This is a genomic window from Desulfovibrio piger (genome assembly GCF_900116045.1).
GTDB lineage: Bacteria > Desulfobacterota > Desulfovibrionia > Desulfovibrionales > Desulfovibrionaceae > Desulfovibrio > Desulfovibrio piger_A.
This window is the reverse complement of record NZ_LT630450.1, coordinates 538,094-562,756: the sequence shown is the minus strand read 5'-3', so window position 1 is coordinate 562,756 and position 24,663 is coordinate 538,094. Positions and strand designations below refer to the sequence as shown.

Below are 24,663 nucleotides of genomic sequence, written 5' to 3'. Positions count from 1 at the left end.
CTTTATAAACGCCCGGCGTCATCGCCCCTGTGCGCCCATCCCCAGAGCAGGCCAAAACAGCCCGCCAGCATCATATCGCCATACGGGGCCAGGAACTGTCCCTGTCCCTGCAAAAATTCCCGCTTCGGCCCCAGGATATAGGTGGGTTCGTAGCCTCCGGCTTCCTCACAGTAAGGGCCAAACGCCGTACCGTGCCCCCCGTGCGCAAGGACCTCCTCGCACGGCAGCCAGGAACGCCGGAACTGTTCAAGATCCGCAAGGTATTCCTGCAGGGTGCGCATGCCGGTGTGGTGCTCGTAGATACCGCGTACCTGTCCCTGATAGACCAGCGCCGCCACGGTATGACTGTTGCCCACATTGATGATGGTGATCCCTTCGCGCCAGCTCCGCTTCATGACCTCCGGCACACACAGGGCTCCCAGCAGCGCGCAAGTACCGGTATCAGCCACCGGGCCTCCTGTCCTTTTCTGCAAAGCCAGCAGACGGGTACATTGCGCCGGTGGCTGCTCATAGATCCAGTTGGCAGGCAAGGCCGAGGACTGCAACAGGGCCGTCCAGGCCTGCATGCGTCCCATGCGGTTGCCATTGGGATGAAAGCCATGATCCTGACAGCCCGCCAGCACCAGATGGGGCAACGGGAGCCCGGCCTGCCGCAGCAGTCCGGCAAAAAATTCCGGCGAATAATCCGAGAGCGGCACCGGCACAGCCCCGGGCGGGCATTGCTCCGCTATCTGCACGCCCATGCTTTGGACCACCGCAGGATTGTCGTGCAGGGCGCTGGCAGCGCTGGCCGTACTGCAGACAGTGAAGCCGGCCTTGATATGGTCGCGCACGGCAAGGCCAAAACCGCCGCCGATATTTTCTCCATAGAGCCATACCGCCTGCTTGAGCAGGGTCAGTTCGCGTATGCGCTGTGCTGCCATCCGGGCTGGCGAAGGCAGCACAAAACGTGGCCAGTTATGGACCTCGAGTCCCGGGCGGGCCAGAAGGACGTCCTGCGTGCCGCTGCCGATGTCAACGCAAAGGACAGGGCCTGTTTTTTGCAAAAATGAGCGAACAGCGTCATCCATGATCTTTCTCCAGGCAAAACAATGGTAAAGTTTGCCGTTTCTTGGTGTACCGGTAAGCTGTGCCCAACGCAAGCCCCCAGCCTCCTGGACGGACAGGACAAAAAAATTTCCAAAACGAAAAAAAGTTCTTGCCAAGGCCAGCGGTTTTCTGTATCACTCCACTTGTGCCGAGGTGGTGGAATTGGTAGACACGCTATCTTGAGGTGGTAGTGGCAACCGCCGTGCGGGTTCGATTCCCGCCCTCGGCACCAGCAAGATATCAAGGGTTGTGGCAAGTAGCCGCAACCCTTTCTTTTTTTCTTGTTTCGAACAGCGCTGCAAGCCCATCCTGTCCCCTGTTTTTCCTGCCTTGACGAATTTGGGGCAAACAGGTGGTACAAAAGGTGCCTCAAATGCCATCCGCTGCCGCTTCTTCTGACACCGCTGCTCACCCGCACAGCATGTGCCACTCCCACCCAGCAACCCGCCGTTCCGGCCAGCATCTTCTTTGTGTGGGCCGCATCTTCTATTTTCGTTGCGCTCTGCCTGCTGCTGCCAAAAAACGTCTGGGGAATGCCGAGATACGCCTGAGCCTGGGAACCTGTTTTCGTCAGGAAGCCAAGCTGCTTGCCTGCCAGCTTTTTGCCTTGCTGCATGCTTCGTTGCCTGGCGTACCTAATCTTCCCACGCTGCGGCATATCCTTATCCAGCATCTGTCTTCTCTACAGGGAAAGGATGTCAGCCCCCCAGACAGTGCCGACAAAAAACGTCCTCCTTTTTCTTCTGGTCGCAGGACAACAGGGGATGTCGTGCCAGCACGCCGCATTATTCAGAACCGAGAACAGCGCGATATTGGGGTGCAACAAATCTGAGGAATATCCCCAGTGAAACAAGCTGTCCCCAGGCTGCAACCATATAGGCGACATCCATTCCCAATGACTGTGAGATAACACCTCCCATCAGGAGGGAAAGGCATATGCCACTATCCATCCCGATAAAGTACATGGCATTGGCGACCCCCCGCTTTGTTTTGTCCGCCAGATGTACAAGCACTGTCTGATAGCTGGGCAGGAGCGCCCCCAGCGACATGCCCAGCAGCCCACCGCATCCCAGAAAAAGTACCGGCGATGTCGTCCGGGCAAGAAGCAGCGCAGCGCCCAGTGCCACCAGATCCGCCATGCAGACAAGAAGGACGAGATACCCTTTATCCACAATATAGCCGGAAAACAGACGGCTCACCAGGAGCCCTATCCCCATCAGCAAAAAGAACGCACTGGCATAGGAGTCCAGACCGGTGTCTCTGGCCAGTACTGAGGTATAATTTGAGATCATCCCAAGCATGAATGCTGCAATGAACAATGAGGACAGGGCGTAGAGGCCTTGCGGCATGAAAAGCATGTCCCAGGTAGGCTTTCTGGATTTTGCCGCCTGTATTTTTTGCGGTGATGTTATGAAGAGCTGCAAGCAGGTACCCAACATGGCAAAGATAAAGGGCAAGCCAAAAGCAGCAGCATAAGAAAATCTGCTTGTTACATACAAGCCCAGCATGGGACCAAGGATCATCCCCAGCGACAGCATGCTGCTGAATACCCCGATCCCCATCCCCAGTTTTTTCTCAGGAATAAAACCGACTGCCATCGTTGCCTGTGAGGTCGTCATGATGGAAAAGCTTACACCGTGCAACAACCGTATGCAGATAAAAATCGATATTGTCGCTGCCATGTATGTCAGAGGGAAAAAAATGGCGCAGCAGGTGGTGGCAATCAGCAGGAGCCGCTTGCAATCCATCATATCTGACATCATTCCAGAGAAAGAACGTACTGCAAGGGCAATCAGGGGGAATGCTGCAAGCCCTATCCCCATCACCGATTCCTTGCAATGCAGGACATCGATCAGATACAGAGGAAGTACGGGCATGACTGAATATATTGCCATGCATGTACATAGATTTGCAATACAGATTAGATAAAAATTTCTTGTAAAAAGTATTTTATCTATATTCTTATCTTTAGTACGTTCTATATTTTTCATAGAAACCTCCTTTTATATTCTATAATTATCAACTATATAATTCAATATATAATAATTACAATTATTAATATTTCTACAGAATATAAGGATGCTGTTTTCCATTTTCTACCCTTGTGCAGAATATAAGCCACACGCAGGACACGGGGAGGACATTTACCCGTAATCTTGACAGCCTGCTGCCTTCCTGAGCACTATACTGATCAACGGGAGGTTTCAGCATGAAGCGGCTCCTTCATTGCCATCAATATTATTTTTGCATCCTTTTGCTGTTCATATCGCCTCTGTTTTTTTCCTGTCCCGATATGATATATGCCGTTCCCTCCGCCCCTTCGGAAGGCTTCATCATGGATATGGTTCCGCTCCTTGGCAGCAATGGACGGATCAAGGCCATCGCACCGGACTGCCGGGCTATGACCGGCTTTCTTGATGGCGCCCCCTTTGTCTGGAGCCGGGACTTTGGTCTGGTCCGCCTTGCCCCTCCGAAAGGACATTTTGGTATGGGGGATTTCCTCAGCGATGACGGGCGCTCCATGCTGGGGTTCGTATCCATCAATGATGCCATCCACCCTGCTCCGTACGGCCAGACCTGGGCACGCCCCGGGTTCATCTGGCGCTACGGCGAACCGCTGCAGTATATGTCCAAACACGGCATCGCAGATGTCGAATGGTACGGTCTGTCGGCGGACGGCAAGACCGCCCTGGGGTATGGCAAAAGAAATCCCCCCTCTTCCCCCGCAGCTGCGAAAGGCAAAGCTGCTGAAAATCTGGAATTGACGCCGTATTACAACCGCTGGTTCTCCGTCAGGAACAGGCATCAATTCCGCGTACTGGACAAAATCGCCCGGCCTGACGCCAGCCCGTACTACAGACTCCTGAGTCGCGACGGCAAAAAGCTGCTGCAAAAGCAGCAAAACAACAGCGTTCAGGTCGTCGATCTGCAAACAGGCAAACTACGTCCACTTGCATTTGGCGGTGTGCTGCCCCACGCCTCTGTAGATTTGGCCAAGGGGGAGAAACGCATCCTGCAGGCGGGTGATCCGCAAAATCCTCTCTTTCGCTGGGGAAGATGGCCGGGCTTCCGGCGCAGCCGCATTCTTTCGGACAGCGAACTGAAAAAAGCGGCTCCAGACAGCCCCCTGCATGCGGACTGGATACTTGACGATTTCTTTTGTTCCATCCCCAGCTTTGATGCCCGCTTCACCCTGTGTGCACTCTATCTGAAGCAAGTGCCCAAGAAGCCTGCCCGCCCGTTCCTCCTTGATTCCAAGACCCTGACCGTTCTGGTCCGGCTGGATGCCAAGGGAAACGATATCCCCATCGACGATGGCCCGGCGCTGATGGGGCTGGATATCAGCGATGACGGCAAAACCATCCTCTATGAGATGGATGCTGAAATCTGGATCTGGAATGAAGACCTCCTCCTGCCCCATGACAGCATTCCCCGTCCCATGCCGCTCGCGCGCTATCTGGAACATTTCGGGCTATCTCTGCCTTCGGAGCGAACCATAAAATCAGCTGTCATGAGCCCGGATGGACAATGCTTTTTTGGTGAACTTGGCCTGTACGATGACGAACAATTCCCCTACAAACAGTTCCTTGCCTGTATCAAAGGGGACTATCCGCGGCCTCGCTGGGAGCTGCACAGTAAAAAGATATCGAATCGTGGGGATCAGCCTGTCCGGTAGGCGCAGGAAGACCACAATGGTGTGTCTAGCATCCTGACTTTATTCACAAGGACAGTTTCGTTCTTGCACGCTCCGGTGCCCTAAAGTCCCAAGTCCTCACGGCTCAGGGACTTTAGGGCACCGGCAATCGGCTAGGCATCTCAGGGAAAGAAAGACCTGAACAAGTCCCCTGTGGAGTCCTCTCAACGACGGCACAGTTATCGTACCCGTTATCCGTAGTACGGCGGGTCAGGCCAGAAGCCTGCTTCTACAGACTGAAGAGGAATGACAGCCATGTATCCACATCCTCTCCTGCCGGGCAAAGGTGTGCTGCGGTGTTCCAAGGAGCTCCCGTTGGCCATCAAAGAAGCCTGCCGCCTGAGGCAAAGCATCATCGCTGCCTCTTGTCGCCTGTTACGCCCCGCATGTTGCTGTGGCAAACCTGCGTGCGCCTACTTGCTTAGGAGGCAGTCGCTCGGGCAGGTTTGATTCTCCATATCGACGGTCGGCAAAAGAGCAAGGGCGCGTCAACGCGTTTGCCCGTCGCCTCCCGGTAATCCCCCTGCCGACAGTCCTTTTGGAAACTGGCGGGAGCGCACGAGCGCCCCCGCACAGGCGGTAGAATCAGATATCCAGAGCGGCGTGGTAGCCCCAGTAGACGGCATTGGTGATGGTGGAAACACGGGCGGCATCACCGATGATGCGCACAAAGGGCGCGCCATCCTGCAATTCTTCCACGATATCCGTACACGAGCGCTGCCCAAGGGCCGCGATGACGCTTTTGCCGGGCACGAGGAACTGATGCCCTTCCTTGTCTTCACACCAGATGCCGTCAGGGCGGACTTCCAGCCCCCGGCAGCCGGTGTGGACGGTGGCGTACTTCTCCACTTCCTTCAGCAGCAGAGGACGGTGGCGCACATTGGCATCAGGTGCAAGGACATCCCGCATCTCCACGATGTGGACGGTCCTGCCTTCCTGGCCCAGATGGATGGCGCACTCACACCCGGCGAGTCCGCCGCCGAAAACGACCACATCTTCCCCGACCTTGTCCTTTTCCTTGTAGTAATTGTTGACCACGACCACATTGTCGCCCTTCAGGCCGGGGATGGGAGGCAGCAGCGGACGGGAACCCACGGCGATGATCAGGGCATCGGGCGCCTCCCGCTCCACATATTCCGCGGTCACTTCCGTATTGAGGCGGATCTCCACGCCAGCCTTGCGGGCAAGGTGGGTGTAGGTACCGGCCAGCTGATACATCTCGTACTTGAAGGGGAGCGCCTGCTCACTGCGCAGGATGCCGCCAAGGCTGTCTTCTTTTTCGCACAAAATCACCTGATGGCCGCGCCGGGCCGCTGTCCAGGCCGCATACAGACCGCCGGGGCCGCCGCCCGCCACCAGGACTTTTTTCTTTTCCGGTGCGGGCAGCACGCGGTCGCCTTCCATTTCGCGCCCGATGAGCGGATTGACCGTACAGCGACGTGTGGCCGTGGCCGCACGTTCAGCCATGCAGGTAAAGCAGCGCAGGCAGCGGACGATCTCCTCGTCCCGGTTGGCCATGACCTTTTCCGGCAGGAAAGGATCGGCCAGCAGCGCACGCGCCATATAGACCACGTCGGCCTTGCCGGACTTGATGATCTCCTCCATCTGGGCAGGATCGTTCAGGCCGCCGATGGTGGCCACGGGGATGGAGACATGCTTTTTGATCTCCGCCGCCAGATAGACGTTGCAGCCATGCTCCTTGAACATGGAAGGATGCGTGTCGCCAAAGCCACGCTGGTACGTACCGGCGGAAACATGCAAAAGGTCGATGCCATCTTCCAGCTCCCTGGCGATGGCGATGCCGTCTTCCAGCGTATAGCCGCCCTCGAACAGCTCGGAACCGCTCATGCGGAATTCGATGGGGAAACCGGGGCCCACGGCCTCGCGCACGGACTGGAGCACCCGGCGGGCAAAGCGGCAACGGTTCTCGATGCTGCCCCCGTATTCGTCCGTCCGGTGGTTGAACCAGGGCGACAAAAACTGGTTGATGAGCCAGCCATGCCCGCCGTGAACCATGATCATCTCAAAGCCCGCACGTTTGGCCAGACCGGCGACCTGACCGTAAGCGGCCACGATCTCGTCGATCATCTCATGGGTCAGTTCGCCTACTTCCACACCGTCGGGACGCACACAGGCCGAAGGTCCCCACTGGGCAAGGCCGTGCTGGCGGCTCTTGTCCGTCATGTAGGTACCGGAATACATGCCGGAATGCGAAAGCTCCACACTGGGGATGGCGCCATGCCGACGAATGGCGTCCGCCGTGTAGGTGAAGGAGGCCAGAGAATTCAAAATGGCCGTATCCAGATGATAGGCATGGCTGCCGTCGGTCTTCGGATGCACCATGCATTCGCTGATGGTGACGGCACCGGCGCCGCCCTTGGCCCGCAGCTCATAAAAGGCGGTGGACTTGGGGCCGATGCAGCCGTCGTTGGTGATGTCCGTACCACCCATGGGAGCGGAAAACATGCGGTTGCGGAACGTGACACGCCCGATGGTGATGGGTTTGCACAAATAGGGGAACTTTCTTTCCATAAAAACTCCATTCTGTCGCCGTGGCGGCATGACGCTTCACCTTTTCAGGGAAGTATCTGAAAAACAAAAAAATGGATGGGATAGCATGTTAGCGATCTGAACAGGCTCTGGCGGCCATCCGTGAAGGAAACTCCTGTGACACAAAGGTCTGCTGACCTCTTCCGGCCGGGACTTGCAACAGAACAGCCTCGCGCGGCCACGGCAGCAGGCAGCGCAGACGCCCCGGCCATTTCCCCCGCAGCTATCCAGCTGAAAAAAAGACGGATAGCCTGCCCTACCCGCTCCATCTCGCCTCGTATGGACACGGCATGCCCGCCTGTGTTTGGTTTGATAGTACGAAAATAGAAAAAAAGCAAAATTTTCCTACAATAAAAAATCACTGCCGTTCAGCCCATGCCACCAGGCTGGACCCTCCCCCCTCCCCGGGCAAGCCATGTCCAGGTGCTGTATCCCAGAGGGGCGAATACTATGACTTGCTGAAGATAAAATGTTATCGTCAGGAACGAAGCCTGCTGGCCTTGCTGCCTGCAACCATAAGGGAAAAATCGCGAATGGCCCCCAGCAGGTACCGTGTCAGACTGCAGGCCCTTGCAGATACCGACAGAGGAAAAACGGATTCCCGCCTCCACAGAAAGTGACATTTGCCTCCTGGCCGCAAGGTGGGCAGCACTGACCGGGCACGGCAGCCCAAGTATATCCGCTTCCTGAAAACGGACCGGGGCCAGTGCCTGCGCATGCCGGTTGTGCCATCCCCCAAACGACAACCGGACTAACAAAAAAGGCGGGAAAAAACCGCCCCGCCTTTTGCTGTTCCACTGCCGATACGCGCGCAAATTGCTGCCAGTAGCGCCGCAAACTTATTCAAGAGCACATGCGACCTTGATCTTGCTAGGACCTTTGACCGCTTCGATGCAACAAGAAAGGCCGGGAGGGGCATCCCCTTCCCGGCCGGCAATAAAAAAGCGATTTAGCACATGATGTAACACACGTCTAAACGACTTTCATGATCAGGAGATATTTTTGCATATACCCCCTCGCTCTCGTGATTTGGTGGGCAGTACAGGACTTGAACCTGTGGCCCCCGCCTTGTAAGGGCGGTGCTCAACCAGCTGAGCTAACTGCCCGGGCTGTCTTTTCCAGAGCGGAAAAGGCATGCCGTCTTCTAATATAACGTCGTATGCGTGTCAACCGCACTCGCGGATCAGCTGAACTGCAAGGGCTTTGCCATCAGCGCTGCCATGTCGCCGGCCAGCTTTTCCTTGAGGGCCGCCGCACGCACGGTATCCTTCATGATCATGTCCACCTGGCGGCTATGGATGAGCAGGTAGCCGATCAGGCGCGTCCGGCGCAGGGTCTCTTCGGCGTTGTACGCCTCCGCCACGGCAAACATCGAGTCGTTCTTGATGTCCACGCGGAAACCGTGGGTCTCCAGCAAATCGGCCAGCATCCTGGCGCGCAGGATGCGGCGGCTGACATCCGCTGCCCCGCCCTTGAACTGGAAGCTGACGAAGTTCTCGTGTTCATTCTCGCCCGCAAGGCATTCCACCGTGCAGAAATGATAGCCGTACCGGGCCTGCAGGATCATATAGCGCGAGGCGATGATGAAGAAGTTCTTGTCAGCCATGGCCGTGGGCGCCGTACTTTCCAGCTCGCGGTTCATGGTGCTCTCGAACACGACGCTCATGAAGCCCGAGGCGCTGGTCGCCGGCGGCCCGGCCCAGGGCACGGCCACCATGCCGTTCCACAAGGCGAGCATGGGCTTGCAGGCAATATCCCCCAGCTCCACCAGCGGCCCGCTGATGCTGCGCTTGAAGCCGTCATCCATGTCGATGACCCAGTACTGCAGCTTGACACCCACCTTGAGCTGTTTGCCCATGTTACGGCTGAGGGCCGCCTCGCTGTCGAACATGAGGCCCACGGCCTTTTCATGGCAGAAACGCGTGATGTCGTGCAGGCTGGTGCAGTTGGCCGGTGAAAAATCCGGCGAATCAGGATCCAGCAGGTGCAGGGGCGTCATCAGGGCCGCCAGTTCCTTGAGGCGCTGATAGACAGGGCTCCCGGCCATGAGGTTGGGAGGCGTCGTCCCCGCCGGGATCAGTTCGGGATGGCTGCCGGCCAGCACCGTGCCCCGGTCGGCCAGCAGCGTGACCTCACCGGCGTTTTCCAGCAAACGGCCGGCATTCTTCAGGCTGAACAAGGCCGGGAGCTTGTATTCCCGCGCCACAGAGGCCAGATGGCCGGCCATGCCGCCCGTTTCGCTGATCAGGCCCGCAGCCCGGGAAAGCAGCGTGGCCCAGCGGGGCTGGGCCCGCTCGATGACCAGGATGCCGCCCCGCGGGAAAGAAAGCATGTCCGCATCCTTGCGGGCCACGAAAACGGGCCCCACGGCGACCCCGGAACTGACGGCCATCCCCCCCTGGGCCAGGACGGGCAGATCTCCCGGAAGATCGTCCCCTGCCACTGCCGCCGGGGGCTCCGCCGCCTGGTCGGACACGCTTTCGAACAGCGGACGGCTTTGCAGGACCACGATGCGCGTGTTGCCTTCATAGGGCTCCAGCGCCCATTCCACGTCCTGCGGCTCGTTGTAGAATTCTTCCAGCGCCAGGGCCACCTGCGCCAGCTCGCGGGCCTGGGCATCCGTCAGACTGGGACGGACAGCTGCCTCGCCTTCCAGATCGGAACGGACGACGCCCTGTAGCGCCTCAGGAGCACAATCCAGGCGAAAGGCCTTGTGCGCGATGTGCTTTTCGAGCAATTCCGGCGGATTCTGACGGCTGAAGGCGAACACGTCGGGTGTGACGGCCCCGTCCACCACGGCCTGGGGCAGCCCGGGGACGGCATTGAGCGTCACCTGGCCCCGTCCCTGCCGGCTGGCCACGGGATCACGGCTGTAGGCCACGCCGCCGGCCAGTGCCTGCACCATGCTGAGCACGCCCACACTCATGGGGGCCGCCTCATCCGGGATGCCGCGCTGGAAACGGTAGCTCATGGCCGTGACGGCATATTTGCTGGCCACGATCTCCTTCCAGACCTCGCAGGCTTCTTCAGGCAGGACATTGAGTTCAGACCGGTACTGCCCGGCGAAGGTCACGCCCAGGGCATCCTCGCCCACGGCGCTGCTGCGCAGGGCAAGGCGCAGTTCGCTGCCGCAGCGTTCCACCATGCCCGCCACGGCCGCTTCAATGGCCTGTTCCAGCTGCGGCGGCAAGGGCGCGTTAAGGATGCACTGCTGCAATGCGGCCGACAGACTGAACAGGTCATCCATGCTCTCCATGTCCGCGCTCTGGATGCGGCGGGATATCTCGTCGCGCAAGCCATTGTATTCCATGAAGGCATGATAGGCATTGACCGTCACGGCAAAGCCGTCCGGCACGGCCAGCCCCACATTGGCGGACACTTCGCCAAGATTGGCCATCTTGCCGCCGACCTGCGGCATGTCCCCCAGGCGGATGTCCGGCAGGGGCAGCAGCAGGGGGCCGTCCGTGACCAGGCTCTTCCGTTCCAGCACGCCGGTGATGCGGCCGCTGATGTCATTGAAGGCGGCCTGCAGATCTTCGTACTGGTTGTCGGAAAGCGCATTCAGCTCGCGCACCATCTGGTATACGGCCGTCGCCGCCCGCGTACCGGCACCGCGAACATAACTCATGCCGAAGGGATGCGAACCGGCCAGGGCTTCTTCCACTTCGCTCATGATTTCGAGCGCGTTCTTGTTGGAGGACAGCAGGCGACGGAAACGGGCGCAACGCTCGCGGAGCTGCTTTTTCAGCTCTTCCTCGTGTGCCAGATCCTCGGGGCTCAGCTCTTTCTGCCCGCCCAGCAAGTGTCGCAGTCGTGTGAATATGGACATATCACGCAGCGGCGCGAACCGCCTCCTCCATCTTGATGATCAGCTCGTTGATGGCCACGGGCTTCAGCATGTAGTCGTAAGCGCCCAGATCCATACCCTGCACGGCCACGCCGAGGGAGGCATGGCCTGTCAGCAGCAGGACCGGCAGCTGGGGGGCGAGCTTTTTCATATGCCGCAGCGTTTCCAGTCCGTCCATACCGGGCATGCGCACATCCATGACCACCACCTGAAACATGGTCTCGGGCTGCTTCATGGCCTCCGTGACGATATCCAGTGCGCTCTGCCCGTCAGGAGCCGTCACGATGGTCATGCCGCGACGGGAAAGACGTTTTTCCATCAGCTGCAGGAATTCCACTTCATCATCAACAAAGAGTGCGTGCATGGCATTCTCCTAAGCGTCTTCACTGGTTTCAAGGGGTTGGCTCGGCGGTTCCGCGGGCAGGCTGATGCAGAACGTCGTCCCCTGCCCCACAACGCTGCTGACCTCGATACGGCCACCAAGTTTTTCCAGAATCGTAAAGCAGATGGCCAGGCCAAGCCCTGTACCCTCGCCCACTGCCTTTGTGGTGAAGAAAGGATCGAAGATGCGCTGCATGGTCTCTTCGTCCATGCCCGGCCCCGTATCCTTGAAGTAGATGCGTGCGCCATTTTCCCAGGGTTCGGTACGCACGGTGATGGAGCCATTCTTGCCGATGGCATCGATGGCATTGTCGATGATGTTGATGAACACCTGCTCCAGCTGGGCCGAATCGGAAAGGATGACAGGTACATCGGCAGAAAAATCCTTCGTGATGGTGATGTTGCGGCCGCGGGCCTCGGTCTTGAGGAATTCCGTCGCCTGATCCACCAGCACGTTGACCATGATCTCCGAACGGCCGGGGTTCATGCGCCGGCCAAAGCCCAGCATGCGCTGCGTGATCCCCTTGGCCCGCTGCACATGCTTTTCGATCTTGTCCGTGCTCTCCATGATCTCGTCATAATTGACCATGTTCCCGGGGTTCTCATCCTGCAGCAGGTCCCGGATCCAGCCGGCGTTTTCCTGGATCAGCATGAGGGGGTTGTTGACCTCATGGGCCACGCCCGCGGCCATTTTGCCGAGGGCCGCCATTTTGCTGGACTGCAGCATGCGGGCGTCGATATGGGCCTGCTTGCGGTCGGCAGCGGCCAGACAGGAAACGATGTACCGCGTTCCCAGAAAGGCCCCCACCGTGACCAGTACGGCGCCCAGGCCCACGAAAAGCAGGATGTAGATGCGCAGACGGTGCAACGGGGCGAGGCTTTCACGCACATCGTCCACCACCACCAGCAGCCACGGCATGGAATCCAGGTGCATCATGGCCGCCAGGGGCTCCTTGCTGCCGCTGTCCCCCGGCTGGGACGGCAGGGGCACCAGGGCGATACCCTGACGCAGCACATTGGGCAGCGTGACATTGAACTGCTCCATGATGCGGCCGTAGTCACGGGAATCCGTCTGCAGCACGCCCTGTTCATTTATCAGGAACGCATCGCTGCGCTCGCCGGAATAGACGCGCTGCAGCAGGCTGTTGATGGCCTCCATGTCGATGGTGGCGCGCATGATGAAGCTCTCGCCCCCTTCATGACGCAGGACGGCGATGATGAAGTGCGGCACATTGCGGAAGCCCATGAACACGTCGCTGACGAACACGCCCTTGCGCAATACCTCCGTGAACCAGGGCGCACTGACGTAATTGGCATCGCGCAGGTCGAACGGCCCCACATAGGAGATGTGACGGCCGTCCATGCCGATGATGCCAAGATCCACAAAGGAGCGTCCGCTCTGCTGCATGACCGTGAAGATGCGGCTCAGACGGTCGGGATCCCGCAATTCGGCAAGGCCATGCGTGAAGGCCAGTGTTTTTATCTGGGAAACACGCTCATGCAGAAAGGTATCCAGGGCCCGGTGCTTACTGCTGCACACGGCTTCGATACCGGCAGAGATCTTTTCATCATAGATGGAATTGATGCGGTCTATGCTGAAGATCCCCAATGCCACCAGCGGCAAAAGGGCAAGCCCCAGATGCGTGACGAACAGACGGCGGAAGATGCGTCTGTATTCCCGTGTGGAAGGCATCTACTCCTCCTTGGCTGAAATCTGGGAAAGGTCTCCGCCAGTCAGCAGGATACGGCAATGATTCAGCATGGTCTTGCGGGTCGCTGCCACCTTGGCGCTGTCCTGCATGATCATGTCCAGCTGGCGGGTGTGGATGGTCAGATATCCCGCCACAGCCAGCAGACACTGGCCTTCTTCCATATCCATGCCCTCAAGGCGGGCGGTCACGGCATCGTTGCGGACCACCGGCGTCAGACCGAATTCCCACAGCAGATCGGCCACAAAGCGCACCCGCAGGATACGGCGCTCGATGTTGGCGGCCCCGCCGCGCAGCTGGAAGGCCACATAATTTTCCGGCGTACGGTCCCCCAGCCGGGATTCCACGGACACGAAATGGAAGCCGAAGCGCGAATGCAGGCTGCAATAATCGCGCGACACCATGAAATAGTTCTTTTCCGTGAAATAGGCTGTCTGTGCCGCCGGATCCAGATTGGGATTGGCCGTAGCCTCGAACAGCACGGAAAGGAAGCCCTTGCCGTCCACCGGCGGGGGCCCCTGCCAGGGATAGGCGTTCATGCCGCGCCAGATAGCCTGCATGGGGATGGAGGTGATGTCCTCCACATCAATGACCGGCCCTGGCTGGACCTTGCCGAAACCGTCATTGAGGTTCACGACCCAGAACTGCTTGAGGACCTTGTCCCGCAGCTGTTTGATGCGCTGGGCCGCATACTGCTTGTCGGACCCCAGGGTGAACATGGCGCTGACGGCCTTTTCGTGACAGTAACGGGCGATATCGTGATACGTCTGGCAGTTGGCTGCCTTGAAGTCCACGCTGTCCACGTCGATGGTCAGCGGCAGGATATGCTCCGCCGCATGCTGCAGCACCCGGTAGACGGGGCTGCCGGGCAGGTAGTCACGGGGCGGACGGGCCTGGGCCAGGAGCTCGTCCAGCTGGCCGGTGAAAACACAGCCCATCTCCGTGCAGACCGTCACTTTTTCTCCCGGTGTCAGCTTTTCCGTGGCACCGGCCAGGCCGAACATGGCCGGGATGCCGAATTCGCGTGCCAGGGAAAAGAGGCGGGACCCCAGCAGGCCGTCCTCGGCGATGATGGCTCCGGCCCTGTCCACCAGCGAAGCCCACAGGTACAGGTCGCGCTGCACCACAAGGATGCCGCCGTCAGGGAAATCGAGCACATCGGACCACGAACGGGCGATGACCACCGGGCCGCAGGCCCGGCCGCGGCTGGTGGTGACGCCGCCGGTCAGCAGGGGCGCAGGCAGGCTGTCGTCCGCGCGGGACTCGGCCTCTTCCTCGCGTTCTTCCCGGGTCCGGGCCTTGATGACCATGGGGCGGGCCATGACCACCTGCGTCCGTCCTGAGGGGGTACGCAGCCAGACCATGGACTGGGGGCGGCCGGAAAGGCCTTCCAGCTCCATGGCCAGGGCGGTCACATCCGCAGCGGCCTGGTCGGAAAAGGAGCTGCCGTCCTCGGCATCATGCATACATCGGGCACTGACCCTGTAGGGCGGCGTCCGGGAAACGTGCATCACGTTGACGGGCACCAGGGAATATTCCATGTCCTGCGGCAGGCCGCTGCAAAAATAGATATGGACGTTGCCGCCCTTCAGGTCGATGGGATTGGCCGTATGCGCCATGCCCCCGAAGCTGCCCTCCTCCACGGCAAGACAGGTGATGCAGATGCGGGCATTGGTTTCCATCAGACCGCGGGCACGCCGGTAGACCAGGGCCTGGGCCTGCTGCTTGCGGGCCAGCGTCGTGTGCAGGCACGCCAGGATGTCCATGTCGGAGGCGTGCAGGGATACGGTGGGCCCCCAGACCAGCAGTCCGGGATCCGTGCCCTGCGTGTCTTCCCCGTCATCCATGCAGGGCCACAAACGTCCCTTGAACAGCAGGCGCATCTCTCCCGGACACCGTTTGCGCAGCGCCGCCAGTGCGGCACAAAATTCTTCCACCAGCCGCTCCGGCAAGGGCGTGCTTTCCGTCAGCTCGCGCAGGCTTTCCGAAAGCTCCTGCAATGTCTCGGGAAGACAGCCCCCCGCAGCCTGTATGCGCCGGTTTATCTCTTCCAGCATGCCCGTACCGGCAAACAGGCTCATGCAGCCCGCGGCCGTCACGACGAAACCGTCCGGGACCACATCGGGGTTCTGCCGGCGCAGCTCGCCCAGGCGGGCAGTGGACTTGTCGGCCAGATGGGCCTCCGCTGCCCGGCCCGCTTCTGCCAGCGGGATGACATACGGCCCCTCCAGCAACGGCACATGCGGGTAGACCTCACTGGCCACCGCGGTCTGCAGATGGTCGAAACGCTCATACAGCGCCTTGCACGGGGAAGGGTTGAGCCGTTCAAGGTGCTGGATGCACTGGTACACCTGCGTGGCCACGCTGGTGCACAGGGCCCGCACCCGGTGCAGGCCGAAAGGGTGGTCGCAGCACAGGGTATATTCCAGTGAGGTCATATTCTCCTGGAACTTGTTCCAGGCCGTCAGGAACAGCTTGAAGCGATGGTGGCGGACAGCAAAGGTATGCTCAGGACTGCCGTCGCTCGCGGAAGTGCCCTGTTTGTCACTGGCAAAGCGTTTGAAAAACTTGCTTAAAAACATTCTTCTCCTCGTCCGGGAAAACAAGGGATGACAGAGGTCCGCCGGTTTGCAGAAAACAGGGAAAGCGATCTGCAGAATATTGTGCATAATATCCCAAGCAAGCCGCAGATTCAAGCCCGGTCAGGGATTTCGGCAAATTTCCCGCCCGGCTTGCGCCATGCTGCCCGCCGGGTGGGCCGCCGCCCGCTGCAGATCCTGCGGAGTGTTGAGATTGAAAAAAACACGGGCATCTTCCGCACCGTACGGCTCGAAGCGCTGCCGCTCCGGGGGCACGGCCTCCCGCATCTTGAGGCGCCCCTGAGCTGCGGCGGCTTCCAGGAACGGCACGGCCTCCACCCGGTAGATGGCGGCCAGGGATTCCGTCCAGCCGTTGGGCGCCATGAAGGCCGTCATCAGGGCCTCTGGGGGAGAGGCGGCCGCTGCCGTCACCAGCCGCCGCAGCATCGCCGTATGCATGAACGGCATGTCGCACGAAAGCACCAGCACCGCCGGAATCCCCCCCGCACGGGCACGGACCAGCGCCGCATGGACACCGCAGATGGGGCCGGAAACCGGCAATATGTCCTGCACGCAACACTGGCCGGCAAACGTCTGCCCTGTCCGGCACGATACCCAGACCGGCGCGCACAGCGGCCGCAGTACGGCCAGGCTCCGTTCCAGCAGGGTCGGGGCCCTCTCCCCGCCCAGACGCAACAGGCTCTTGTCCCGGCCCATGCGCCGGGAACGCCCCCCCGCCAAAACGACACCGGCGATCCGTACCACGTTCCCTCCTGCCACTGGCGGCCACAAAAGGCCTTGCCAAGATGTCTTCCTGCCAGCATAATGCCCGCCGGAGAGGCTGGCAAGTCTGTGGTTGACAGACAGCTAAGTTCTTTACTAGGCTTTTTGAAAATCATTTTCGGATTTATCCTATGCACGCACTCGCACCCCGGCACAGCTCTCGAACGGCTGCAAGCCTCCTGATCCTGGCCCTCCTCTCGCTGCTGGGCCTGCCCGCGCAGGCGGCCTCCCGGCCCGTCCACGTTCTGGCCACGACATATCCTGTCTGGCAACTGGCCCGTCCCCTGGTGGCCGGACTGGAAAATGTCCGGCTCGACCTGCTCATCCCCGCCGCCACCGGCTGCCCGCATGACTATGCGCCGACCCCGGCCGATCTGACCAAGGTCGCCACTGCGGACGTGATCCTGATGAACGGTCTGGGGCTGGAAGCGGCCTTCGCGCCGGCGCTGGCCCAGGCGGACGCCCGCAAGGCCGACTGCAGTCAGGGAATCGCCCTGCTTGCCGGCCGCTCCGGCCATGAGGAGGAAGGGCACGACCATCCGCATGATGCCAACCCGCATATCTTCACTTCTCCTGCCGCCGCCGCCCAGATGGCCGGAAGCATGGCCGAAGTCCTGATCCGCGCCTGCCCGAAACAGACGGCGACCATTCGGACCAATGCGGCTGCCCTGCAAAAGAATCTGCTGGATCTGGAAAAACGGCTTGCTGCCCTGGGTGCCGCCCACCCCGGCGCCTGCGTACTGCTGCAGCACGATTCCCTGGCCTACATGATGCGTTCCGCCGGCCTGCACGTCATGGATGTCCTGCAGGAAAACGAAGAACAGGCCCCCTCCGCCGCCAGGCTGCTGGAGTGCATTGACCATATCAGGAAAGAGCGGCCCGTCCTGCTCATAGGCGAGCCCCAGTTCTCGCCCCGCCCCCTGGAAACGCTGGCCGCCGAGACGGGCATCCCCGTCATCCGGCTGGATTCCGTGGCATCAGGACCGGAGAATGCTCCTGCGGACTACTTTGAACAGCAAATGCGCAACAACTGCCAGATCCTTGAAGATGCCCTCTCCCGCTGATCAGGCTGCCGCCATCACCATCGCCCATGTGGACGTCCGCCGCGGGGATCTCCATATCCTGCAGGACATTTCCGCTGCCATCCCCCAGGGAAGCAGCACGGTTCTGGTCGGCCCCAATGGTGCCGGGAAAAGCACCCTGCTGCACTGCATCATCGACGAGATCGCCTATACCGGCGAGATCCGCATGCAGGGACGCAACGGCCGGCCGCGCCTGGCCTATGTGCCGCAAAACCTGCAGATGGACAGCGCCCTGCCCCTGACCGTGGCCGAATTCCTCTCTCTGGGGCATCAGCGCCGTCCCCTCTGGCTCGGCATCAAGGGCAGCGCCTCCCGGCGTGCCCGTACGGCGCTGGCGCCCGTCCATGCGGAACACCTTATCCGGCGCCGCATGAGCGATCTTTCCGGCGGGGAGCTGCGCCGCGTCCTGCTGGCGGCTGCGCTGGCCCGCGAACCCGAGATCCTGCTGCTGGACGAGCCTGCTGCGGGGGTCGATTTCCAGGGAGAGCGCCTTTTCTGGGAAGTCCTTGACGCTGCCCGGCGGCAGCAGGGCTTCACCCAGCTCATGGTGACCCATAACCTGCCCCTGGCGGCCCATTACGCCGATCACGTCATCGGGCTGAACAAAAAAATCATCGCCCAGGGACCGCCCCAGCAGACATTGCTGGCCCCTACCCTGATGAAGCTGTTCGGCGTGCCCATCCATCTTTATCCCAACCAGTGCGAACACCCTGAAGCCGCCTGCGACAAGTGCGGCGCCCTGTGCCACGCCCTGCGCATGGCCCCTTCGGGCAGGAAAGACAGGGGGCAGCGCCATGCCTGATATCTCCTCCATCTGTCATGTGTTTTCCCTGCTGCCGCTGGACTGCCTCAAGCTGGGGTTCATGCAGCAGGCCCTGATGGCCGTCCTGCTGCTCATGCCCATGACGGCGGCCCTGGGCGTGGAGGTCATCTCCTTCCGTATGGCCTTCTTTTCCGATGCCATCGGGCACTCGGCCTTTGCCGGTGTGGCCCTGGGCCTGCTCCTGTCCGTGGATCCGCACTGGTCCATGCCTGCGTTCGGCGTGCTGGTGGGACTGGCCGTCATGGCCGTGCGCCGGGGCAGCGCCCTTTCCTCGGATACGGTCATCGGCATCGTCTTTTCCGCTGTGGTGGCTTTCGGTCTGGCGGTTGTCAGCCGCCAGCCGGGCATGGCCCGCACCATGCAGCAATTTCTTTACGGGGATGTGCTGACCGTGAGCCAGGGCGAGATCCTGTGCCTGGCCATTCTTTTCATCGCCCTGCTGGTCTTTCAGATCATCGGTTACAACCGCCTGCTCTATATCGCCCTCAATCCTGTCATGGCGCGTGTCCACGGCATCAATGTCTGCCTGTGGCAATATGCCTTTTCCGGCCTGCTGGCCCTGGTCGTCATGTTCTGTGTCTGGACCGTTGGGGTGCTGCTGGTCACGGCCATGCTCATCGTACCGGCGGCGGCAGGCCGCAACTTTGCCCGGACGGCGGGCGGCATGTTCTGGTGGGCCCAGGTGGTGGCCATCACGTCCGGGATAGCCGGACTGCTGCTCTCGGCACAGGAATGGCTGTCCACGGCCAGCGGCGCCACCATGATCCTCGTGGCCTGCGTCTGGTTCGCCCTCAGCAGTATCTGGGCCCGGCTGCGTCGTCCCCACCGGCTCTCGTGACACAGGAGCCCTGTCCATGAGCATGCACGTTCTCGTTTTTACCGGCACGCGTTCACAATTGCTGCAACATGTCCCTGTGGAACGTACGGTACGAACGTTCCGGGCCTGGGAACCCCGTCTTGTCCTCTCCGCTGAAAAGGGGGATCACGCCCTCTGGCCCCCCTGCTGGAGGACTACGCCATCAGCCCCTGCCACCGGCTGGGCCCCGCCCCGGCATCCCTTTCCGATGCGAGCCTGCTGGCCCACATCATGGGCAGGGCCAGTCTGCTGATACAGCGAGAAGCCCCTGCCGCGGTGCTGGTCTACGGCCATTCCGTCACGACGCTGGCGGCGGCTCTGGCCGCGGCGGAACACGGCATCCCGGTCATCCACGTGGGAGCCGGGCAGCTGCCGAGAGACATGAACTGCCCGGAAGGGCGGCATGCCGGCCTCACGGACCGCCTGTCCAGCCTGCTCTGCTGCCTTGACCCTGCTGATGAGCAGCGCCTGCATGCCGAACTGATGGAGCGGGGGAGCTGCGTCACGGGGGACACCCTCTATGACCTGTTCGAAATGGACCGTCCCCGCCTGCGGCCCTTCGAGGAGGCGGAGCGCCACGGCATGGCTGCTGGCACGTTCATCCTCTGCTATCTCCGGCATCCGGCGACCCTCCGCAGCCCTGAGCGCAGGCGCCTCCTGCTGGAAGGCCTGCAGGCACTGCACGCCCGGCAGGGCCTCTCCATCCTGCTGGTACAGCATCCGTCCGCCCTTTCCTGTTTCCAGGATCCTGGCCGGCAACTCCCGTCTGGTATCCGCATCCTGCCCCCCTTGACGCATGTTGCCTTCCTTTCGCTCCTGTGTGCCTGCGTTTTTGCCGTGAGTGATTCTCCCTCGCTGCTGCGGGAGGCCCTGTATGCCGGCAAGCGTGTCCTGCTTCTGCCCCCGCTGCGTCCTGATCAGGTCGCTGTCCATGACGGCTGGCACAAGGCCTGCCCCTCTGCTGCGGATCTGGCCGCCGCCGGTGATGCGCTGCTCCGGCCCTGTCCGCATCCGGGCCTGCCCGGGACCAGCGGCCAGGCATCCCGTCGGGTCGCGGCCGCTGTGATGGCCATCCTCGCCGACATCGCCGACGGCATCCCCCACGGGGCCGGAGGGACCTCCCCACAGGGGGATTGATGCTCTCTGTTTTCGCAACCTGTTGACAATCAGTGAAAAAAACGAAAAAAGACTGCCCTGGTGTTTTCACCGGGCAATTTTTTTCGGGTCCCGCACAAAAGAGCACAATCCCCGGGAGGAGCGATGGATGCGCTTACGCTGAGTCAACCGGAAACCGTGGCCTTCGGTATAGCCGCGGGAGAAAAGAAGGCCGGAGCCTGCTGGCTGCGCCAGCTCGTACTGGGCTTCTGGGCCGGAGCCTTCATCGCCTTTGCCGCGGAAGGGTCAAACATGGCCGCATTCAACCTGCTCGCCCGCCCGGAGACCTATGGCCTGGGCAAATGTCTGGCAGGGACCCTTTTCCCCGTGGGCCTGATGCTGGTCATGCTGACAGGCATGGAGCTGTTCACCGGCAATACGCTCATGTGCATGGCCCTTGCGGAAAAACGCATCACCCTGACGGCCATGCTGCGCAACTGGCTGTTCGTCTACCTCGGCAACTTCCTGGGCAGCGTCTTCGTTGCCCATATGATCGTCATGTCCGGCCAGCTTGCCAGCGGCGCCGGACTGCTCGGCGGTGTGACCCTGCGCATCGCCGCAGGCAAGGTGGCTCTGGATTTCCTGCCTGCCTTTTACCTGGGTCTGATGTGCAACTGGCTCGTTTGTCTGGCGGTCTGGTTCTGCTGGAGCGCCCGCAGCCAGACCGGCAAGATGCTGGGCATCTTCTTTCCCATCTGGCTGTTCATCACTTCCGGCTTCGAACACAGCGTAGCCAACATGTATTACATCCCTGCAGGCATCATGGCAGCGGGCAATGAGCTTTTTGCCACGGCGTCGGGCCTGTCCGCCGACGCTCTGGCCAGCCTGACCTGGAGCAACTTCGCGCTCCGCAACCTCATCCCCGTCACCCTGGGCAATATCGCCGGAGGTGCCCTGTTCGTCGGCATGCTCCACTGGTGGACGCACCGGAACACGCTGCCGGCCGGGCAGGGCCACTAGTACAGCAGCCGTGCGGAAACCTGCCCGGGAGATGCCGTATCCTTGAGGCGACGAGGCGGTCCCTCTGCTGCCGGGCAGGAGGACTGGCGGTCCTGTTCCCGCGCTGCGGATATCCGCTGCGGCCTCCTCTGGCCCATCATAAAAACGGACAGGGCGCGCTCATCCACTCCCGACGGATGTCCGCCCTGCCCTCTGTCACAGTCTTTATGCCGGCAGGCCCCGGGCTGTGACGCCCGTGGCGGTGATGCGCCCCTGGTCAGCGCCCGAGCGGGGCAGGGACATGCCGGCGGCCGGAACGTGTCCTCCCCGCATGGCAGGAAAGGCACGGCTGCGGGGGCTTTCCCCGCACAGTTCATTGCCACTCTATGCTGTCGATCAGCTCTTCCATGGCGGCATGTCCTCCGGTGAGGGAGATCACGCGCAGGTCCGCGCCGGCAGCATGCACGACAGCCATGCCATCGTTCCCGAACGTGAACCTGTAGACGCCATCCTCTTCCACAGGCTCACTGCCTCCCAGCCCCCGGGCCATCTCCGCAGCGAAGGACGCCGGATCGACATCCCTGGCCGAGGCCACGGTCACGGTCACTACGGCTTCCCTGCCGGGCGACACAAAGCCCACCACAGCGTCCTTTTCCCCGATGACCTCCCATCCCGGAGGCACATCGGCCCTGAAGCCGTTGAAATCCCTGGCCATGCCGGCCACAGGCAGAAACAGCAGCAGGGCGACGAGGGCACGCAGTGTTTTTTGCATCGGCATCTCCTTGGCGGGGAAGGGAAAAAGACGGGCCGTCTGCCCGGACGGCCGCACACGCTCCTGAAAGCCAGCATAGCCAGCCCTCTGTTCCGTGGCAACAGCCAGACGCCAGATAGGCTTTGACAAGATAAGGACCTGCGCCTAGCATGACAGGGCCATCGGAATCAGAAATGACATGCCCTGCCGTCATGCGCCCGATGCCAGAAGCCGGATCACGTTTTTATGGACAGGTTGCTCCTTTCCCTTTGCCTCATTTTTCTCAGCCTTGCCGCGGGTCATGCCGTGCAGCATTTGCTGCGCATTCCCCGCCCCCTGCTGGAACGTGTCCGGCAACGCCTGCAGTCCCTTGCGGTTTTCTGCCTGATCCCCTGCTCCGCCATGCTCTCCCTGTGGGGCCTGCCCTCACCGGATTCCCGTCTGCTTGTCCTGCCCTTTCTGGGCATCGCGTCCTGGATCTGGGGCGGGATACTCTCCTTGCGGGTCGCCCGTGGCCTGCATCTGGATGGGCCGCGTACCGGCAGCTTCTACTGTTGCGGTACGTTCGCCAATCTGGGCGCGGTAGGTGCACTGGTCTCTGTCCTGTTTTTTGGCGAAAAAGCCATCGCCATCGTCGCCTTGTTCCGGCTCTGCGAGGAAATGTTCTACTTCGGCATTTCTTTCCCCGTGGCACGCCGGCTTGGAGGCGGCGAAGGGGTCTTCAGCCTGCGTTCCTTCCGGCCTGATCCCGTACTGCTGCTCATCCTGACGGCTCTGGGGCTTGGCCTGGCCCTCAACGTCCTGGGGGTGCCCCGGCCCGCTCCGCTGGGATCCCTGGCTGCGGCCGCCATGCTCCTTGCCACCGTGCTTTTCCTTTTTGCCATCGGGCTCGGGCTGCGCCTTTCCCGCGTGTCCTGCTACGCACGCGAGGCCGCGGCCCTGGCGGCCGTCAAATTTGTCGGCGTCCCCGTGCTGCTGGTACCGCTGGCCGCCCTGGCCGGACTCGGCAGCATAGACGGGGGGCTGCCGCTGCGGGTCGTGACGGTGCTTTCCTGTATGCCTGTCGCCATGACGGCCCTGGTTCCCCCGGCCCTGTTCGGGCTCGATGTGGACATGGCCAATGCGCTGTGGATCTTTTCCACCCTGGCCCTGGTCGTCATTTTGCCTGCGCTGTCTTTCGTCCTGCCGCTGTTGTGAGATGCTGCCGCGTGTCGTGGGGACCTGTGGCCACGACAGGACGTTCTATCCTGAGGAGGATGTTTCATGAAAGCTTTCTACCGCTGGGCAGTCATGGCCGTGTGTGCCTGTCTGCTGGCCCTGCCGGCGACGGCAGCCCCGTACAAAAGCGAGTACAAACTGAGCGTCGTGCCCGGCGCCACTTCCGGCTGGGGCATGACCGGCACGTTCTTTGCCGATCTGGTGCGCGAGCGCAGCCAGGGACGCATCAACATCAAGGTCTACCACTCCAGCCAGCTGCTGGCCGGCAAGCAGACCTCGGAATTTTTGCTGCTGCGCAACGGTGCCATCGATTTTGCCCTGGCCTCCACCATCAACTGGTCCCCCCAGATCAAGGAACTGAACCTGCCTGCCCTGCCTTTCTTCCTGGCCGTGCAGCCCGACCGCTACAAGGCCATGGATGCCATCCTGGCCGGCAAGTCCGGCAAGATGATGACCCAGGCTGTGGAAAAGAAAGGTGTCAAGATCATTGGCTGGACCGAGAACGGCTTCCGGGAACTGACCACCTCCAAGGGCCCCATCACCAGGCCTGAGGACCTCCGCGGCCTGAAGATCCGCGTGGTGGGCAGCCCCATCTTCATCGAAACGTTCCGCGCCCTGGGCGCCAACCCCGTGAACATGAACTGGAGCGAAGCCACCACCGGCTTCCAGCAGGGCGTGGTGGACGGTCAGGAAAATCCCACCAACGGCATCAATATCCCGCTCAAGATATGGGATTACCACACGTTCCACTGCGACTGGCACTACATCATCGACCCCCTGATGCTGGGCGTCAATCCCCGCGTCTGGAAGTCCTTCAGCCCTGAAGACCAGAAACTGCTGCTGGAATGCGCCGCCGAAACGGAAAAGTACGGCAAGGCCCTTTCCCGCCTGGGCATGGATGACGGTTCGGCCCTGGCCTATCTGAAGAGCATCGGCAAGCTGCCCGAGACCACGGATCCCTATGCGGTCATGGAAGCCAACGGCATGACGGTATCCCGCCTGAGCAACGAACAGATCGCCGCCCTGGCCAAGGCCACGGAAGGCGTCCGCAAGGACTGGACCGCCAAGATCGGCGCTGACCTTGTCAAGGCCGCCGAGGAGGACATGGCGTCTGTCCGTTAGGGAAAGCCCCCCGTACGGCAGGCATTGCTGATCGCTGTTTTTTTGTTTTGCGGGGGAGGGTCCGCCCTCCCCTTTTCAACCACCG

18 protein-coding genes and 2 tRNA genes are annotated in these 24,663 nt (G+C 61.1%); 10 read left to right on the top strand and 10 right to left on the bottom strand.

Annotated features, from left to right (window positions below; translation table 11 throughout):
* Window positions 1-2 precede the first annotated feature (2 nt).
* Window positions 3-923 carry a DUF1786 domain-containing protein gene (locus DESPIGER_RS02810; protein WP_331712386.1) on the bottom strand — a complete coding sequence of 307 codons (921 nt, stop codon included), beginning with the start codon at window positions 921-923 and terminating at the stop codon, window positions 3-5.
* 313 nt (window positions 924-1,236) lie between these two features.
* On the opposite strand from DESPIGER_RS02810, the gene DESPIGER_RS02805 reads away from it, so the two are divergent.
* A tRNA-Leu gene (locus DESPIGER_RS02805) sits at window positions 1,237-1,321 on the top strand.
* 240 nt (window positions 1,322-1,561) lie between these two features.
* Window positions 1,562-1,921 (top strand): DUF6538 domain-containing protein, encoded by a 360-nt coding sequence (locus DESPIGER_RS12785; protein WP_231927621.1) that lies wholly within the window; start codon window positions 1,562-1,564, stop codon window positions 1,919-1,921.
* Here DESPIGER_RS12785 and DESPIGER_RS02800 read toward each other — a convergent pair.
* A complete protein-coding gene (locus DESPIGER_RS02800; protein WP_072332796.1) occupies window positions 1,875-3,080 on the bottom strand; it encodes an MFS transporter in 1,206 nt (401 codons plus the stop codon). The two genes, DESPIGER_RS12785 and DESPIGER_RS02800, sit on opposite strands and share 47 nt — an antisense overlap.
* Window positions 3,081-3,298: 218 nt before the next feature.
* Between DESPIGER_RS02800 and DESPIGER_RS02795 the strand changes: the two genes are divergently transcribed.
* Window positions 3,299-4,765, top strand: a complete 1,467-nt coding sequence (locus tag DESPIGER_RS02795; protein ID WP_072332793.1) for a hypothetical protein — start codon at window positions 3,299-3,301, stop codon at window positions 4,763-4,765.
* Between the two features lie 603 nt (window positions 4,766-5,368).
* Here the strand turns inward: DESPIGER_RS02795 and DESPIGER_RS02790 are convergent.
* The 7 genes from DESPIGER_RS02790 to mobA all read right to left on the bottom strand — a co-directional run bounded on the left by DESPIGER_RS02790 (window position 5,369) and on the right by mobA (window position 16,614).
* Window positions 5,369-7,315 carry an FAD-dependent oxidoreductase gene (locus DESPIGER_RS02790; protein ID WP_072332790.1) on the bottom strand — a complete coding sequence of 649 codons (1,947 nt, stop codon included), beginning with the start codon at window positions 7,313-7,315 and terminating at the stop codon, window positions 5,369-5,371.
* A gap of 1,048 nt (window positions 7,316-8,363) precedes the next feature.
* Window positions 8,364-8,439: transfer RNA gene (locus tag DESPIGER_RS02785), tRNA-Val, on the bottom strand.
* Window positions 8,440-8,516: 77 nt separating this feature from the next.
* Entirely contained in the window at window positions 8,517-11,162 is a 2,646-nt protein-coding gene (locus DESPIGER_RS02780; protein WP_072332787.1) for a PEP/pyruvate-binding domain-containing protein, read from the bottom strand.
* A gap of 1 nt (window position 11,163) precedes the next feature.
* On the bottom strand, window positions 11,164-11,544 hold the full coding sequence (locus DESPIGER_RS02775; protein ID WP_072332784.1) for a response regulator: 381 nt from the start codon (window positions 11,542-11,544) through the stop codon (window positions 11,164-11,166).
* A gap of 9 nt (window positions 11,545-11,553) precedes the next feature.
* Window positions 11,554-13,254, bottom strand: a complete 1,701-nt coding sequence (locus tag DESPIGER_RS02770) for a sensor histidine kinase (protein WP_072332781.1) — start codon at window positions 13,252-13,254, stop codon at window positions 11,554-11,556.
* Window positions 13,255-15,852, bottom strand: coding sequence for a PEP/pyruvate-binding domain-containing protein (locus DESPIGER_RS02765; RefSeq protein ID WP_072332778.1), 2,598 nt, complete (start codon window positions 15,850-15,852; stop codon window positions 13,255-13,257). It abuts the gene before it with no gap.
* Between the two features lie 120 nt (window positions 15,853-15,972).
* Window positions 15,973-16,614 carry a molybdenum cofactor guanylyltransferase gene (gene mobA / locus DESPIGER_RS02760; RefSeq protein WP_156831615.1) on the bottom strand — a complete coding sequence of 214 codons (642 nt, stop codon included), beginning with the start codon at window positions 16,612-16,614 and terminating at the stop codon, window positions 15,973-15,975.
* Between the two features lie 149 nt (window positions 16,615-16,763).
* On the opposite strand from mobA, the gene DESPIGER_RS02755 reads away from it, so the two are divergent.
* The 5 genes from DESPIGER_RS02755 (at window position 16,764) to DESPIGER_RS02735 (ending at window position 21,508) form a co-directional block, all read left to right on the top strand.
* Complete coding sequence (locus DESPIGER_RS02755) at window positions 16,764-17,696, top strand: metal ABC transporter substrate-binding protein (RefSeq protein WP_072332772.1); 933 nt, start codon at window positions 16,764-16,766, stop codon at window positions 17,694-17,696.
* Window positions 17,680-18,516 carry a metal ABC transporter ATP-binding protein gene (locus DESPIGER_RS02750; protein WP_072332769.1) on the top strand — a complete coding sequence of 279 codons (837 nt, stop codon included), beginning with the start codon at window positions 17,680-17,682 and terminating at the stop codon, window positions 18,514-18,516. The genes DESPIGER_RS02755 and DESPIGER_RS02750 overlap by 17 nt, the downstream gene beginning before the upstream one ends.
* On the top strand, window positions 18,509-19,375 hold the full coding sequence (locus DESPIGER_RS02745) for a metal ABC transporter permease (RefSeq protein ID WP_072332766.1): 867 nt from the start codon (window positions 18,509-18,511) through the stop codon (window positions 19,373-19,375). The genes DESPIGER_RS02750 and DESPIGER_RS02745 overlap by 8 nt, the downstream gene beginning before the upstream one ends.
* Window positions 19,376-19,528: 153 nt before the next feature.
* Window positions 19,529-20,530, top strand: coding sequence for a UDP-N-acetylglucosamine 2-epimerase (locus DESPIGER_RS02740; RefSeq protein ID WP_331712406.1), 1,002 nt, complete (start codon window positions 19,529-19,531; stop codon window positions 20,528-20,530).
* A gap of 123 nt (window positions 20,531-20,653) precedes the next feature.
* Entirely contained in the window at window positions 20,654-21,508 is an 855-nt protein-coding gene (locus tag DESPIGER_RS02735) for a formate/nitrite transporter family protein (protein ID WP_072332759.1), read from the top strand.
* Window positions 21,509-21,860: 352 nt separating this feature from the next.
* Here DESPIGER_RS02735 and DESPIGER_RS02730 read toward each other — a convergent pair whose 3' ends face one another.
* A complete protein-coding gene (locus DESPIGER_RS02730) occupies window positions 21,861-22,259 on the bottom strand; it encodes a hypothetical protein (RefSeq protein ID WP_072332756.1) in 399 nt (132 codons plus the stop codon).
* A 225-nt stretch (window positions 22,260-22,484) separates the two neighbouring features.
* Between DESPIGER_RS02730 and DESPIGER_RS02725 the strand changes: the two genes are divergently transcribed.
* Together DESPIGER_RS02725 and dctP are read left to right on the top strand one after the other, a co-directional pair.
* Window positions 22,485-23,435 carry an AEC family transporter gene (locus tag DESPIGER_RS02725; protein ID WP_072332754.1) on the top strand — a complete coding sequence of 317 codons (951 nt, stop codon included), beginning with the start codon at window positions 22,485-22,487 and terminating at the stop codon, window positions 23,433-23,435.
* A gap of 66 nt (window positions 23,436-23,501) precedes the next feature.
* Window positions 23,502-24,578, top strand: coding sequence for a TRAP transporter substrate-binding protein DctP (gene dctP / locus DESPIGER_RS02720; protein WP_072332751.1), 1,077 nt, complete (start codon window positions 23,502-23,504; stop codon window positions 24,576-24,578).
* Window positions 24,579-24,663 lie beyond the last annotated feature (85 nt).

Coding starts and splice junctions, on each gene's coding strand:
- DESPIGER_RS02730 (WP_072332756.1), bottom strand. CDS start 22,259: ATGCAAAAAACACTGCGTGCCCTCGTCGCCCTGCTGCTGTTTCTGCCT.
- DESPIGER_RS02745 (WP_072332766.1), top strand. CDS start 18,509: ATGCCTGATATCTCCTCCATCTGTCATGTGTTTTCCCTGCTGCCGCTG.
- DESPIGER_RS02795 (WP_072332793.1), top strand. CDS start 3,299: ATGAAGCGGCTCCTTCATTGCCATCAATATTATTTTTGCATCCTTTTG.
- DESPIGER_RS02810 (WP_331712386.1), bottom strand. CDS start 923: ATGGCAGCACAGCGCATACGCGAACTGACCCTGCTCAAGCAGGCGGTA.
- DESPIGER_RS02780 (WP_072332787.1), bottom strand. CDS start 11,162: ATGTCCATATTCACACGACTGCGACACTTGCTGGGCGGGCAGAAAGAG.
- dctP (WP_072332751.1), top strand. CDS start 23,502: ATGAAAGCTTTCTACCGCTGGGCAGTCATGGCCGTGTGTGCCTGTCTG.
- DESPIGER_RS02725 (WP_072332754.1), top strand. CDS start 22,485: ATGGACAGGTTGCTCCTTTCCCTTTGCCTCATTTTTCTCAGCCTTGCC.
- DESPIGER_RS02775 (WP_072332784.1), bottom strand. CDS start 11,544: ATGCACGCACTCTTTGTTGATGATGAAGTGGAATTCCTGCAGCTGATG.
- DESPIGER_RS02755 (WP_072332772.1), top strand. CDS start 16,764: ATGCACGCACTCGCACCCCGGCACAGCTCTCGAACGGCTGCAAGCCTC.
- DESPIGER_RS02790 (WP_072332790.1), bottom strand. CDS start 7,315: ATGGAAAGAAAGTTCCCCTATTTGTGCAAACCCATCACCATCGGGCGT.
- DESPIGER_RS02765 (WP_072332778.1), bottom strand. CDS start 15,852: ATGTTTTTAAGCAAGTTTTTCAAACGCTTTGCCAGTGACAAACAGGGC.
- DESPIGER_RS02735 (WP_072332759.1), top strand. CDS start 20,654: ATGGATGCGCTTACGCTGAGTCAACCGGAAACCGTGGCCTTCGGTATA.
- DESPIGER_RS02800 (WP_072332796.1), bottom strand. CDS start 3,080: ATGAAAAATATAGAACGTACTAAAGATAAGAATATAGATAAAATACTT.
- DESPIGER_RS02770 (WP_072332781.1), bottom strand. CDS start 13,254: ATGCCTTCCACACGGGAATACAGACGCATCTTCCGCCGTCTGTTCGTC.
- DESPIGER_RS02750 (WP_072332769.1), top strand. CDS start 17,680: ATGCCCTCTCCCGCTGATCAGGCTGCCGCCATCACCATCGCCCATGTG.